Raw genomic sequence first — 14104 nt, 5'->3', positions numbered from 1 at the left:
GGCTGTAAGGCAATCGAATTCGGTATTCAAAGCAATCGGTACCCATGGCAGCGCGGCGCTGCAAACGTGTGCGGCCATGGTGCGCGTCACGCCTGTTGCGACGTATCGAGGGAGTCGAATGCCATACGCAGGTCATCTTGGGCCGGGATAATCCAGGAACTCCGCCGGTGATTTCGATCTCGGTATGTGGCTCCGGTTCGATTGGGCAACGGCGTCATCCGATCTCGTCGCGAATGTCCGTCGAAATGCCTTCGTCGTCTTTACGATGTCGCATCAAAACATAAATTTATGTAAGAACATAAAATTTATCAATGGGCATGGTAATTTAAAAAAGAAGAACAAACGGGGAAATAATAAGTATGGCCAAGTCGGAAAAAGCATCCGGGTTGATGCTTGTCGCTAGTTTCATCGGCTCTTCCGCGATCAATGGCTGCAATGCGCTGCGCTTGCAGCCATTTGCGGTGCGGGTCTTGTGTGTGCTGGCAATCACGTGCTGTTTTTTCGTCGCCTATCGAGGCGAGGTGGTGCCGTCCGGGGCGAAGGCCGAGAGCACGGATTGCTTCGAATATTGCTCGGACATACACGGCATGGGCGCACTTCAAGCCGCCCTCGTACTGGCTGCCGACAAGGCCGCCGGTTTCAGAATCTCCACGCGCTTGCAGATGCCGCGTATCGCGGACGCGGGCCCTCGCAGGCATGGGCGTCGGCAAACGATGAGTACGCAAACGACCTCCACTTCATCGTGGTTGCTGCATGCACGTGCTCCGATGGAGCGCGACGGCCGCGTGCAGATGGACGGACGTCTGTCGACTTTCGACACCATCCGCTAGGTCTTACCTGTGCTGTGCCGGGGCGGCGTGTGCCGGCATTGCTTTACGTCCGGAACGACACGAATTGAATCACCCACCCAGAGCAAGCGCGGCCTCCGTGCTCGCTGTCCGCGGCAGCGTGGCCGCGATCTTGTGCAGCGCGGCGCTTGCGTTCGTTTCGCTGCACGTCATGGCGGCCGATACCCCGGCAGTTCCATCCTCGTCAGGCGCGCTGCATGCGAACGTCGCGTTTTTCGACGGCGCGCAGCCGCCCGAGGCGTTGCTGCAAGCGTTCGACGCGGTGGTGCTCGATCCGGCCCGAGGCTTCGATCCGGCAACGCACCCGCTCGCGCACACCGTTTGGATCGCGCACGTACCGCATGACGCGTCGGGCTCGGCCCTTGGGCCGGCTGCGTTTGTCTCGCAGCGCATCGAGCCGCTGTGGGCGCGCGGTTATCGCGGCTTCCTGCTCGACACGCCGGAGGCGATCGCATCGAGTGAGGCAATTCATGCGGCCTATCCCGACGCGCGGCTGATCGTCGGCGGCCACGATGCGCTGCGTGCGGCGCAATCGCATGCGAATGTGCTTTACGCGGTACTCGGTCCGCCGCTGGTACGCGGTTTCGTGGACGGCGACGATATGGGTACGGTACGCGACGTCGCCGCTGCAGACCGTGCCGCACGCGTCGACGCGGCACGGATTTTCATGCGTGAGACGCACGTGCCGGTGTTGTCGATCGAGATCTGCGAGCGCACCGACCGTGCATGTGCACGCGCGACGGCCGCGCAGGTCGTCGCGACCGGCGTGACGCCGTACGTGACGGACGCCGGCCGTGACGTCGTCGGCATCGGTGCGATCGAAGTGCTGCCTCGCAAGGTGCTGATCGTGCAGAACCGCGACGCGGATACGCCGGTGGACGAAACGCGCGGCGTGCGCGACCTCGCGATGCCGCTCAACTATCTCGGCTACGACGTCGAATACGCGGATCTCGACGCGCCGCTGCCGGCCGATATCACACCGGACCGTTACGCGGGCGTCGTCGCCTGGATCGAAGGCGCGGAGCCCGCCGACCCGGCGAGATGGCGGCGCTGGATCGATGCGCGCATCGCGGATCACGTGCCGGTCGCCTTCATGGGACAGTTCGGTTTCGACGCCGCGCAGGAAGAGGGCGCGGCACTCGACCTGCAGCCGGTGCCCGGCCCGTTCACGGCGCCGCTCAGCGTCGTGACGCGCGATCCGATGATGCACTTCGAGATCGATCCGAGGCCGGATGCGCGCGATCTCGTCGGGATGCGGGTCGGCTCGCGCAGCCGCGTGCTGTTGCGGCTCGCGGCGGCCGGCACGAACATCGACGCGGCCGCGATCACGCCGTGGGGCGGCTATACGCTGAGTCCGTACACGGTCGTTTCGCTGAACGGCATCGGGCAGACGCGTTGGGCGATCCAGCCGATCTCGTTCGTGACCGACGCGCTGCGTCTCGTGCGGATGCCGTCGCCGAGCGTCACGACGGAGAACGGCCGCCGCCTGTTCATGACGCACGTCGACGGCGACGGCTATGCGTCGCGCGCGGAATTCCCCGGTGCCGATTATTCGGGAGACGCACTCTATCGACGTATCTTCACGCGCTACAAAGTGCCGATGACGTTGTCGGTCATCGAAGGCGAAGTGGGGCCGACAGGCCTGTATCCGAAACTGTCGCCGCGCCTCGAGGCGCTCGCGCGGCAGATGTTCGCGCTGCCGTGGGTGCAGATCGGTTCGCACACCTACTCGCATCCGTTCCAGATGGCCGACCTCGATGCGACGACGGGCGCACGCGTCGACCACCGGAACAACGTCGAGCGCGGCAACGGCGGCGATACGGCGTTCTCGCTGGATATCCCGGGCTACACGTTCGATCTCGACCGCGAGATCGCCGGCTCGATCGCCTACATCGACTCGCGTCTCGCGCCGCCGGGCAAGCGTACCGAAGTGCTGCAATGGCCGGGCGACTGCGAGCCGCCCGCGATCGCCGTGCGCAAGGCCTATGCGGCCGGCGTGCAGAACATCAACGGCGGCGACACGATCATCCGCAAGTCGGTGAACAGCTGGACCCATATCGCGCCGCTCGGCATCGACAAAGGGCCGGGCGCGTACCAGGTATACGCGCCGGACCAGGACGAGAACGTTTACACGAACGACTGGCAGGGCCCGTTTTATGGTTTCACGCAGGTACTCGAAACCTACGACATGACGGAGCATCCGTATCGCTTCAAACCGATCGACGTGTACTACCACATGTACAGCGGCACGAAGATCGCGTCGCTGCGCGCGCTGGATCAGATCTACTCGACCGTGCTGACGCAGCCGGTGCTGCCCGTCTACATCACCGATTACACGCACAAGGTGCTGGACTGGCGCGATTTCGCGGTCGCGCGTGAAATGGCCGGCGGCGCATGGGTCGTGCGCGGCAACGGCGACGTGCGCGAGTTGCACTGGCCGCGCAACGACGTGCCGGACCTGCGTGCATCGCAGGGCGTGACAGGTTATGCGCCCGGCCCGGACGGCCTCTATATCCATATTGCCGACGGCGCCGCACGTGTCGTGTTCGAGCGCGCCACGGAGAGCGGACTGCGCGGCGGAGCGCAATCGCATGGCCCGGGCGGGACACCGTACATCGCGCAAGCGAACGGATTCGTCCGGCACTTCCACCGTACCGCCGACGGGATGTCGTTCGAGTTCGGCGGCTACTACCAGCCGTTCGTCGAGCTTGCCGACGCGCAGCGCTGCCGTGTGCGCATCGCGGGCCGACCGATCGATGCACGGCACGACGGAACGGTTCTCCGTTTCGAAACGGCGGCCGACGTCCGTCTGCCGATGCGCTACCAGCCGGTCGAGATTGCGTGTGACCGGTAATCGCCCGCGTATCGCGCCGCCATGGCTCGTGCTGGTGCTGGCAGGCGTCGTGCTGCTGGCTGGCTATGCGGTTGCACCTCATGACGGGCTGCGTGAGCGGATGGCCGCGGTGGGCGGCCCGAGCGATCTGAGCGCGGCGTATCTCGAAGCATGGTTGAAAGTGCGGCCGCGCGACGAAGCGCTACTGGCGATGCTCGGTGAGCAATATGTGTCGCTGGGCCGGCTCGCGGATGCGGGGCGGGTCGTTCAACGGATGGACGAGGCGGCTTCCCCGCCCCTGCGGCAGGCCGCGATGAAGCTGCAGCTCGCGATCGCGCAGCAACGCACGAACGAGATGCAGGCCGACGATCCGCGCCGTTCCGTTGCGCTTGCCGCACTGCGCCGGCAGATTTCCGATGCTGCCGCGCTCGACTGGTCCGATCGCGATCTCGAATGGTTCGCGCAATCCGCCGCATCGGTCGGTGCCCCCGCGCTCGCGCTGCGGTTCTATGTGCGCCTCGCACGGCGCGACACCGCACATCGCGACAAGTGGGACGGATACGTGTCGCGCTACGCGTTGCAGATCGGCGACTACCGGGAGGCGGCCGACAGCTGGTTCCGGCGTCAGCAGAACGCGACGACGCTCGGCGCGCAGCGTCGCTGCTTCATCGCCGGCATTCGTGTGCTGCAGGCCGGCAATCTGACCGCCGATGCAATCGCGGTTGCGCAGCGCCAGAACGACGCGTTCATCGACGATCAGCCGACGCTTGTCGCGTTGCTCGATCTCGCACGGGCGGCGCAGCGGCCGGACCTGATCGAGCGGTATGCGAAGGCGTTGGCGCGGCGCGCGGGGATCGGCGGGATTGCCTATCGGAGCAGGCGCGCGGAGCGCGTGCTCGCCATGCCGGCGGTTCACCGGTCGGGTTCGACGCAGCAGGCGTACGCCTATCTGGACGGTCCGATGGTCTGGGGTGGCGCACGTCGCGGTCGCGTCGCGCGGCAGCTCCGGGCAGGCCATGACGGCCATGGCCCGTTCATCGATGCGGCGCAAGCACAAGTCACCGCACCGACGCAACCGCGGGCGCACATCGTGAAGGTCGCGCTGCAACGGCGCGACGCAATGATGCGCTTCGTCGACGCGACGCAGGTATCGAATCATGCGAGAGCCGTGCAACTTCCGTCGCCGCCGGCTGCCGACGGGGCGGACATTGCCGATCTTCTCTATCAGTCGTTCCTGGAGTCCGCCGATCCCGCCGATGCGGAGAAGGTCGCGCTCGCGCAGCTCGCCAAGGAACCGCATTCGGCGCTGTGGCGCAAGCGCCTTGCACAGGTGGCCGAATGGAATGGGGCGTCGCAGCTCGCGCTGAAGTCGTGGCTCGACTATGCGCGACAAACGGGCGACCCCGTCGGCTGGCGGAACGTTCGGCGCATCGCCCCGATGCTGGACGACGACGACGCCTACCTGGCCGCTTTGCTGTACGCGGCACGGGCGACGCCCGACGATCTCAAGCTCGTCGATTCCGTCACCGCAACGTATGAGCGTCTCGGGCGGCCGGACGACGCGATCGCGTTCCTCGACGGTCTGCCGCACGGCCGTGAAGCGAACGCGCTCGACGAACGCGCCGGTGCGCTCGCGGAACGTGCCGGCCACGATGACGAGGCACTCGCGATCTACCGTCGGTTGCAACGGCGCGAGCCGCGCAATCCGCGCTACGCGCTGCACACCGCCAATGTGCTGTATCGCGACGGTGACTACGCGGGCGCACTCGATGCAATGACGAATGCGAGCCGTTACGCGCAGGACGGCGAAGTGGCGTTCTGGCGCAACTACGGCGAACTCGCGCGCCTGCTGCAACGTGACGACGCGGCGCACGACGCGTATCGTCATCTGCTGGCGAGCGATGCGGCAACGCCCGACGATCTGGCCGACATGTCGTACTTCTACGATGCGTACCCGATCGACGCCGGCCGCATCTCGGTGCTGCACTACCGGCGCGACCATACCGTGCGCGCGCTGCAGCAGGCGGTTTACTACTACACCGCAGCCGGCGCGATGGAACGCATCGACGCGCTGCTCGCGAGCCTCACGCCGCGGGAGCGCGAGGCAGCCGAGGCGTCGCCGGGTTTTCTCGGCGTACGTGCCGAGTACGAGCGGCAAGCGGGCCGTCCGCTCGACGCGTTGCACGATCTGCAGCGTGCGGTCGATCTGCCGGGCGCATCGGTGGATCTGAATGCGGCGCTATTGTGGACGCTGGTCGATTACGGCACGGATGCCGAGTTGCATGCGGCGCTCGTGCGCTGGCGCGACAAGGCTTCGGCTGACGCGCCGCTGTGGGGACCGTACGCCGCGGCCGAACTCCGTCTGAACCGGCCCGTCGATGCGCTCGAATATCTGCGCCGTCAGGCCGTGATGATGTCGCACGATCCGCTGTGGCTGATCACGTACGCCGATGCGCAGGAAATGGCAGGACGTCCGGATCTCGCGTGGTCGATTCGTCGCAAGGTGTGGCTGCAGATCGGCGCATTCGGCCGGAAAGAGGCCTGGCAGACGCCGCGGGAACGGGACGCACGGTCCTCGCCGCCGCGGCGGACGACGCAGGAGCGGCAAGCGTCGCAACCCATCCAACGCGGTGTTCCGGCACGTACGTCGCAGGACATCGAGACGCACCTGGAGCTGCGCAGCCGCGGCGTCGATCTGGCTGCGCAATATTCGAATGCCGACCACGCGGTCGCGCTGCTCGACGAACTGCTGAAGGACGGCTCGGCGGCTGCCGATTTCATCAGCAAACGCCGTACCTTGCTCGGCGATGCACGCGGTCTTTCGCCGCTCGAATCGTCGGCGCGGGGCAGCACGAAATCGACACGGGACATGCTGGAAAAAGACCGCCGTGCGTACGCCGCGGTCGCGCAGGAGGTGGCGATTAGCTGGGCGCTGTCGCACGAGGCGAATCCGCTTGCGAAGCGGTGGCTCGCGTTGCAGGCGGCGAACCTGTTCGCGCGGCCGGCGTCCGCGCAATTGACCGTCGCGCTAGCCGACGGCGACATCGGGACGATGGAGCGTCTGCTCGATCAGGGCGTACACCTGCCGCGCTACGACCGTATCGATGCGGCCGAAGCCGTCGACCGGCCGGCGCAAGCACAAACGCTCACGTTCGATGGCCTCGATGGCGCGCCCGACGACAGCGAAATGCATCGGCGTTTCGTCGAAACCGCGCTCGCGTGGCCGCAGTCGCTCGACGCGAGCATGACGACCTACGCCGAACGTCCGCTCGATTACAGCGAGCAGACGATCGCGGCAAGCCGCAAGATCGCCGGGCATTACCTGATCGGCATGACCGCCACGCTGGACCTCCAGCGATCGACGGACGCGTCGCAACTGGTCAACGTGCCGTCGGCGGACCGCTCGCTGGTGGTCCATGCCCGTCGGCAGACGCGCGACGATGCGTTCACGGTGAGTGCGGGCCGCCGCGAAGGACTCGACACCTTCTATACGATCGGACTCGGAGCGGAATTCGGACGCGACGGACCGCTGCGGTTCGGCATACGTGCGGGTCGCGATCAGGTCGCCGACGAGCTGCCGGCGTTGCGCATCGGCGGGATGAAGGACAACCCGATCGCCGATGGAAACTGGCAGGCGAACGAATGCGTGACGGTGTCCGGCAGTGTCGAGATGGACCGCTTCTACAGCCAGGCGCGTACCTATCTCGGTAGCGGCGTGCTGTCGACCGCGCAGGTGAGCTACCGAATTCGTACGGCGTACCCGGACTATACGATCCGCGTCGTCGGCACGCACGGTGCTTACGGTGCGGGGGGCGGGCGGACACGCTGATTTCGTCGCTTCTGCCTGCCGCGAGCCGGTCGGCCTCCGCCGGAAACTTCATGCCGGCCACGTACACGCAATACGGATTGTTCGCGGGGTTCGGGACCGATCTGCGCGAACGGTACACGCATCGGTGGCGGCCGTTTCTCGAGGTCGGCGTCGTGCACGATTCGATTCAGGGCGGCGGAGCGGCCATCGATGCCGGCATGGCGGGCTCGGTGTTCGGCGGGGACCACGCGGCATTGTTCATCCAGCACCAGCGTGTGTCACGCCTCGGTACCCCTGTGACGGTGGTCGGCGCGCAATACCGCTGGTTTTATTGATTCCGGTTTCCGTCGTTGCGCGGCGCGAACGGAACGACGCACACGATGATGCATACAACGAAGTGAGTAGGGAGTGGTTCGATGAACGAGATGAACGAAGCGGCTGTACGGTCCGGATGGTTGCGCTGCGCGGAGGCAGCCCGGCTCGTCCGTTGGGGCGCGGCGATCGCGATGTCGGCGGCGGTGCTCGCGGGCTGCGGCTCGATGCGCCAGACTGCGGCGCCGACGCTCGCGGCCAGCGATGCGGTGGCGATCGCGCCGATTGCGAACTTCACCGAAACGCCCGCGGCGGGCGGGAGCGCCGCGGCGCTCGCGGCGACCGTGTTGCGCGCGAACGGGCTGGCCGACGTGCGTCTCGCGCCGGCCGACGGAGACGGCAACGCGATGTTCGACACCGCGCAGCGCGACACGGGCGAGCGTCGGCTCGCGTGGGCGCGCGAGCATCACGTGAAGTACGTGCTGGCCGGCGCCGTCGAGGAGTGGCGCTACAAGGTGGGCGTCGACGGCGAGCCGGTCGCCGGCCTGACCTTCGAACTCGTCGACGTCGAGTCGGGCCGGGTCGTCTGGAGCGCCGCGGGTACGCGCAGCGGCTGGAGCCGTTCGAGCCTGTCGAGCGTCGCGAATGCGCTGGTCGGCCGCCTGCTCGCGCCGTTGCGTCCGCGCTCGTGATGCGTGCTCGACACGACTGCACCGGAAGACGACCATGAGCTCCGCGAACGCTACCGATAACCCTCACGGCGGGAGCGGCCCTGCATCGGCGTCGCCTCGATCGCGCCAGACGAATCCGTTCGGGCACCTGAGTCGGATACGCCGTCTCGTCGCGCCGGCCGTTGCGCGGCCGATTTCGGTCGTGGAAACGATCGTGTTCATGCTGATCGTGCTCGCGCTTGCGTGGCACTTCGACCGAAGCGATCCGCTGCTGCTGCATGCGGATTTTCCATGGCTGTGGTTCGGCCCGCTCATCGTCGCGCTGCGTTACGGGACGCTGCTCGGGTTGCTCGCGAACGCGTTGATGATCGGCGCATGGCAATGCGTCGCCCACCTGCATCCTGCCGCGGCCGGCGAAGTGTGGCCGCTGCAGCGCTTCGCCGGCGGCTTGCTGCAGACGATCGTCGTCGGCCATTTCGGCGACACGTGGGGCGCTCGCGCAACTCGGGCGAACGCGCTCAACGACTATCTGAACGACCGGCTCGTCGCGATCACGAAGAGCCACTACCTGATGCGTCTGTCGCACGAGCGGCTGGAAAAGGATTTGCTGTCGAAGCCGACCACGCTGCGGGATTCGATCACCGAACTGCGCCGTCTGTCGCTCGCGCACGGATTCGATGCGCCTCCGCAGGGTGTGGCGAGCACGGTGCGGCTACCCGGTGCGCACGCGCTGCTCGAATTCGTCGCGCAGGCATGTCAGATCGAGGTGGCGGCGCTGTATCCGGTCGAAGGCGCGACGCAGTCGCCCAGAATCGTGTGCGAACCGGTTGCGCGGCTCGGCGATGCATTCGATTTCGATCCGCGCGACGGCCTCGTGGCCCGCATGCTCGAGACGAAATGCATCGCCCATCCGAAGAGCGGCGGCGACGTGGCGCCGAATACGGCGCTGCTGGTCGCCGCGCCGGTCGTGTGCGCCGACGGTCGCCTGATCGCGTTGCTCGCGATCAAGCGCATGCCGTTTCTGTCGCTGAACTTCGATAATCTGCAACTGCTGCTGGTGCTGCTCGGCTTTTACGCGGACGGCGTCGAGCATGCGGCGTGCGTGCGCGACGTGGTGGCGGCAGTACCGGCATGCCCGTACGAATTCGCGCTCGACATCGCGCGTCTGACGCGCCTGCAGCGCGAGTCGGGGATCGCGTCGTCGCTGGTCGCGCTCGTGTTCCAGCACGACGAGGCGGACGATTCGCTGTTCGAGCACGTGATGCGCGGGCGCCGTTCGCTCGATCTCATATGGCCGCTGAAGACGCCGACGCAATCGGTGCTCGTGAACCTGATGCCGGCGACCGATACGGCCGGCGTCGACGGTTATCTCGCGCGCATCGAGGCGAGCTTCGCGGCGCAGTTCGGTCTCGATCTCGAAGGCGCGCGGATCGGCGTGCATACGCTGCATCTGGGCAGCCTCGAACCGGGGGCGGCGTTGCAGCGCCTGCTGAAGGGATGCGGCGTTCATGTCTAGGCCGCGATCCGGTTCGCGGGCGCCCGGTCTCGAGCGGCACGCGTTGCGCGTGCCGCCGGCGTCGATGCTGGCCGCACTCGCGTCGTGCGTCGGCATTGCGATCGTCGCGGCGCTGCAGTATGCCGTGCTCGTGCAGTTCGGCGGGTCCGCCCAGGTGGGGGCGGCGATGACCGTCCTGGCACCGTCGGTTGACCCCCTGTGGCCCGTGTTCGGGGCGATGGTGGCAGGCGGCGCGGCGCAGGCGGTGCTGTACCGGCAGTTGCTGCCGCAACGTTACCGAACCCAACGCAACGGGACGCTCGCGGCGCTCTGGCTCGCCTGTACGTTCGTGCCTGTCGGCGGCGGCCTCGTCGTGCTGGCCAGCTGTGCGTGGGCGGCTTGCTGGCCCGCGAAGCAGGGCGACGACGCATACGCCGACGTGCCTTTGCCCGAGTTCGTCACCTATCTCGTGTCGCGCGTCTCGCACGGCGGCGGTGCGCGTCTGCAGGCGCGTCTCGTGAATACGCGGGTGGCCGCGTCGGATCGGCTCTCCGCGCTGGTTGCGATCCAGAGCATGCCGACGCGCACGACCGGCACGCTGCTGCGCGATCTGCTCGCCGATCCTCTCGAAGACGTGCGGCTCATCGCATACGGCACGCTCGACCGCGCCGAGAACGAGATCGCGCAGAACATCTTCCGTGCGCAGTAGACGCTCGATGCCGCCGACGACGATGCAACGCGCCAGGCGAATCATCGCCGGCTTGCCGAGCTGTACTTCGAGCTGGTCTATCAGAATCTCGTGCTCGGTGCGGTGCACGGGCACACGCGCGAACAGGCCGACCGCCACGCGCAGGCCGCGCTCGCGATCGACGCAGGCGACGCGGCGATGTGGCTCATTCGCGGCCGCCTCGCACTCGCGACCGGCGACGCGGACGCGGCCGTGCAATACATGAGCCGTGCGCTCGAATGGGGCTTTCCGCGCGAGCGTCTCGTGCCGTGGCTTGCCGAGGCTGCATTCCTGCGTGGCGAGTATCCGCGCACGGCCGAACTGCTCGCGTCGCTCGGCAACGCGGCCGCGCTGCCCGTTCTCAATCCCGTCGTTCGTTACTGGTCGTCATGAAACCGTCCATTCACCGCCGTGCCGGTCCGTCGACCGCGATCGACGTTTGCCTGCTGCTCGAGGGCACGTTCCCGTATGTGCGAGGCGGCGTATCGAGCTGGGTCAACGAGATGATTCGTGCCTACCCGCACAAGCACTTCGCGATCGTGTTCATCGGCAGCCGGGAAGACGACTATCATGGCGCCGCGTACGCATTGCCCGACAACGTCGTCCACTTCGAGTCCCATTATCTGTATGGCGACGTGCCCGCCGATACGGGCAGCGCACGGGAGATTCCCGGCGACGCCGAAGCGTTCAGGCGTTCGGCTGCGCTGCACGATGCGTGGCGCGGGCGGGATGCGGACGGCGTCGTGGCGAATCCGGCTGCGCTGATGGCTGACCTGGTCCAACTGATCGACGACGACGGACCGCTGAACGAGCGGCAGTTTTCCACCAGCCGCGCGGCGTGGGACTTCATCGTCGAGCGTTATCGCCGCTACTGCACGGACCCGTCCTTCACCGACTACTTCTGGACGGTACGGATCATGCACAAGCCGCTGTGGCAGCTTGCGCGGATCGCACGCGGACTGCCGCCGGCGCGCGTCTATCACACCGTATCGACGGGTTATGCGGGCTTTCTCGGTGCGCTGTTGCATTACCGCACGGGCCGGCCGCTACTCGTTTCCGAGCACGGTATCTATACCAAGGAACGCAAGATCGATCTGCTGCAAAGCGAGTGGATCCGCGACAACCGGGGCGCGTTCGAGCGGGACGTATCGGCGATCAGCTATTTTCGCGCGCTGTGGGTGCGTTTCTTCGAAGCACTCGGCAAGCTCGCCTACGACGCGGCCGACGAGATCGTCTCGCTCTACGAGGCCAATCGGCACCGTCAGATCGCCGACGGCGCCGATGCCGCCCGGACGCGCAACATTCCGAACGGCGTCGACGTGGACGGCTTCGCGCCGCTGCTGGACAAGCGGGACGGCGGCCCGCGCCACGTCGTCGCGCTGATCGGCCGCGTGGTGCCGATCAAGGACATCAAGACGTTCGTCCGCGCGATGTTCATCGCATCGCGGACGATGCCGGAAATCGAAGGCTGGATCGTCGGGCCGGAAGAAGAGGATCCCGCGTACGCGCTGGAATGCCGGGCGCTCGCGCAGAGCCTCGGGCTCGCGACGACGGTGCGCTTTCTCGGCTTCCAGCGGATGCACGACATTTTGCCGAAAGTCGACGTGATCGCGCTGACCTCGATCAGCGAGGCGCTCCCGCTCGTCGTGCTCGAAGGCTTCGCGGCCGGCGTGCCGTCGATTACCACGGACGTCGGGTCGTGCCGGCAACTGATCGAAGGGCTCGGAGAGGATGACCGCGCGTTCGGGCCCGCCGGCGCGGTCGTGCCGATCGCGAATCCGGCCGCGTTCGCGCAGGCGGCGCTCGACCTGCTCGGCGACGCGCAGCGCTGGCAGGCCGCGCAGCAAGCCGGCCTCTCCCGCGTCCGACGCTTCTACACGCGTGCACAGATGATCGACCGGTATCGGGCGTTGTACGATGCGCTCGCGATCGCCCCCGACCGGATGCGCCGCGGGCGGCCGTTCGAAGCCGGCTGCCCGGTGCACCATGCAGGTGCGGGCGTGGTTGCATCCGGCTCGAGCAAGGAGGGCCGCTGATGGCCGGCATCGGCTTCGAGTTGCGCAAGATCCTGCGGCAACAGACGCTCTTCGGCGTCGCACGCGCATACGCGTATGCGGGGCTGATCAGCTCCGGGCCGCTGATTCTGTCGATATTCGGAATTCTGATCATCGGCGTGATGAGCGTCGCGTTCGTGATACCCAAATATGCGATCGTCCAGTTTCAGGTGTCGGTGACTTACCTGATCGCGTGCAGTCTGATTCTGACCGGGCCGCTGCAATTGTCGTTCACGCGCTTCATCTCCGACCGGCTGTTCGAGAAGCGCGACGATCTCGTGCTGTCGAACTATAACGGTGTGGCGCTGATTGCCACGGCGGCATCGGGATGTGCCGGCTTCATCGCGGTGGCGTCGGGATTTCGCGGCGAGCCGCTGCTGTATCGGCTGCTGATGGTCGCGGGATTCGTCATCGTCAGCAATATCTGGATCGCGGTGATCTTTTTGTCCAGCGTGAAACAGTACCGGCAGATTCTTGCGGTATTCCTGGTCGGATACGGCTGCACGGTCGCGTTCGCGCTGATGCTGAACCGGCAGGGCATTTGCGGCCTGCTCGGCGGTTTCGTCGCCGGGCATCTCGTCTTGCTTACCGGGCTTTCGGGGTTGATCTACCGAAACTACCGCAGCGATCGCTTCGTCTCGTTCGAGATGCTCGACCGGCGCTTCGCGTATCCGACGCTCGCGCTTGTCGGACTGCTGTTCAATCTCGGCGTATGGCTCGACAAGTTCATGTTCTGGTATGCACCGGGCACGGGTGCGCAGGTGATCGGGCCGTTGCGTGCATCGGTGATCTACGACATACCCGTGTTCATTGCGTACGTCTGCGTGATGCCCGGGATGGCGACGTTCCTGGTACGCATCGAGGCGGACTTCGTCGAGTATTACGATGCGTTCTACGAAGCCGTGCGCAGCGGTGCGACGCTGCGGCACATCAACGACATGCGCGACATGATGGTCGGCAGCGTGCGCGCCGGGCTGTATGAAATCATCAAGGTGCAGGCCGCCGTGTTGGTGCTGATCGTCGCATTCGGTCACTGGTTGCTGGCGGCCCTGCATATCTCGACGCTGTACCTTCCGCTTCTGCTCGTCGACGTGATCGCCGCGAGTCTGCAGGTGCTGCTGCTGGGTTTGCTGAACGTATTCTTCTATCTCGACGCGCGCCGGCTGGTCGTGGCGCTGTCGACGGCGTTCGTCGCGCTCAACGGCGTGCTGACCGGCATCACGCTATGGATGACGCCGGATGCATACGGCTATGGCTTCGCGCTTGCGCTGCTCGTTCTCGATGTCGCGGCGGTCCTGCTGCTCGACCGCAAGTTCGGCCGCCTCGAATACGAAACCTATATGTTGCGTCATTGAG

10 protein-coding genes are annotated in these 14104 nt (G+C 66.3%); all 10 read left to right on the top strand.

Annotated features, from left to right (window positions below; genetic code table 11):
* Positions 1-359: 359 nt before the first annotated feature.
* Positions 360-830: a hypothetical protein gene (locus tag HWX00_RS21350; protein ID WP_175027765.1), complete on the top strand. Its 471-nt coding sequence runs from the start codon at positions 360-362 to the stop codon at positions 828-830.
* Positions 754-3702, top strand: coding sequence for a bifunctional glycoside hydrolase/polysaccharide deacetylase family protein (locus HWX00_RS36905; RefSeq protein WP_404823833.1), 2949 nt, complete (start codon positions 754-756; stop codon positions 3700-3702). Before HWX00_RS21350 ends, HWX00_RS36905 begins: the two co-directional genes overlap by 77 nt.
* A complete protein-coding gene (locus tag HWX00_RS21345) occupies positions 3605-7510 on the top strand; it encodes a tetratricopeptide repeat protein (RefSeq protein ID WP_341773184.1) in 3906 nt (1301 codons plus the stop codon). The genes HWX00_RS36905 and HWX00_RS21345 overlap by 98 nt, the downstream gene beginning before the upstream one ends.
* 50 nt (positions 7511-7560) lie before the next feature.
* On the top strand, positions 7561-7824 hold the full coding sequence (locus HWX00_RS37305) for a hypothetical protein (protein ID WP_341773183.1): 264 nt from the start codon (positions 7561-7563) through the stop codon (positions 7822-7824).
* 171 nt (positions 7825-7995) lie between these two features.
* Positions 7996-8493 carry a penicillin-binding protein activator LpoB gene (locus tag HWX00_RS21340; RefSeq protein ID WP_080287820.1) on the top strand — a complete coding sequence of 166 codons (498 nt, stop codon included), beginning with the start codon at positions 7996-7998 and terminating at the stop codon, positions 8491-8493.
* Positions 8494-8527: 34 nt separating this feature from the next.
* On the top strand, positions 8528-9988 hold the full coding sequence (locus tag HWX00_RS21335; protein WP_059556686.1) for a PelD GGDEF domain-containing protein: 1461 nt from the start codon (positions 8528-8530) through the stop codon (positions 9986-9988).
* The gene (locus tag HWX00_RS37400; protein WP_404823832.1) at positions 9981-10676 is read left to right on the top strand and encodes a hypothetical protein; all 696 of its coding nucleotides are present in this window, start codon (positions 9981-9983) and stop codon (positions 10674-10676) included. The genes HWX00_RS21335 and HWX00_RS37400 overlap by 8 nt, the downstream gene beginning before the upstream one ends.
* A gap of 90 nt (positions 10677-10766) precedes the next feature.
* Positions 10767-11087 (top strand): hypothetical protein, encoded by a 321-nt coding sequence (locus HWX00_RS37395; RefSeq protein ID WP_404823831.1) that lies wholly within the window; start codon positions 10767-10769, stop codon positions 11085-11087.
* Complete coding sequence (gene pelF / locus HWX00_RS21325) at positions 11084-12730, top strand: GT4 family glycosyltransferase PelF (RefSeq protein WP_175027764.1); 1647 nt, start codon at positions 11084-11086, stop codon at positions 12728-12730. The genes HWX00_RS37395 and pelF overlap by 4 nt, the downstream gene beginning before the upstream one ends.
* On the top strand, positions 12730-14103 hold the full coding sequence (gene pelG, locus HWX00_RS21320) for an exopolysaccharide Pel transporter PelG (RefSeq protein WP_069704616.1): 1374 nt from the start codon (positions 12730-12732) through the stop codon (positions 14101-14103). Before pelF ends, pelG begins: the two co-directional genes overlap by 1 nt.
* The last annotated feature ends 1 nt before the right edge of the window (position 14104 follow it).

This window comes from Burkholderia seminalis DSM 23518 (assembly GCF_902832885.1).
Taxonomy (GTDB): Bacteria; Pseudomonadota; Gammaproteobacteria; order Burkholderiales; family Burkholderiaceae; genus Burkholderia; species Burkholderia seminalis.
This window is presented reverse-complemented; position numbering and strand designations above follow the sequence as displayed.

Bases quoted from the DNA above. Each gene is read 5' to 3' on its own strand.
- HWX00_RS21350 (WP_175027765.1), top strand. From the start codon at position 360: ATGGCCAAGTCGGAAAAAGCATCCGGGTTGATGCTTGTCGCTAGTTTC.
- HWX00_RS21335 (WP_059556686.1), top strand. From the start codon at position 8,528: ATGAGCTCCGCGAACGCTACCGATAACCCTCACGGCGGGAGCGGCCCT.
- HWX00_RS37400 (WP_404823832.1), top strand. From the start codon at position 9,981: ATGTCTAGGCCGCGATCCGGTTCGCGGGCGCCCGGTCTCGAGCGGCAC.
- HWX00_RS21340 (WP_080287820.1), top strand. From the start codon at position 7,996: ATGTCGGCGGCGGTGCTCGCGGGCTGCGGCTCGATGCGCCAGACTGCG.
- HWX00_RS37305 (WP_341773183.1), top strand. From the start codon at position 7,561: ATGCCGGCCACGTACACGCAATACGGATTGTTCGCGGGGTTCGGGACC.
- pelG (WP_069704616.1), top strand. From the start codon at position 12,730: ATGGCCGGCATCGGCTTCGAGTTGCGCAAGATCCTGCGGCAACAGACG.
- HWX00_RS21345 (WP_341773184.1), top strand. From the start codon at position 3,605: ATGCACGGCACGACGGAACGGTTCTCCGTTTCGAAACGGCGGCCGACG.
- pelF (WP_175027764.1), top strand. From the start codon at position 11,084: ATGAAACCGTCCATTCACCGCCGTGCCGGTCCGTCGACCGCGATCGAC.
- HWX00_RS36905 (WP_404823833.1), top strand. From the start codon at position 754: ATGCACGTGCTCCGATGGAGCGCGACGGCCGCGTGCAGATGGACGGAC.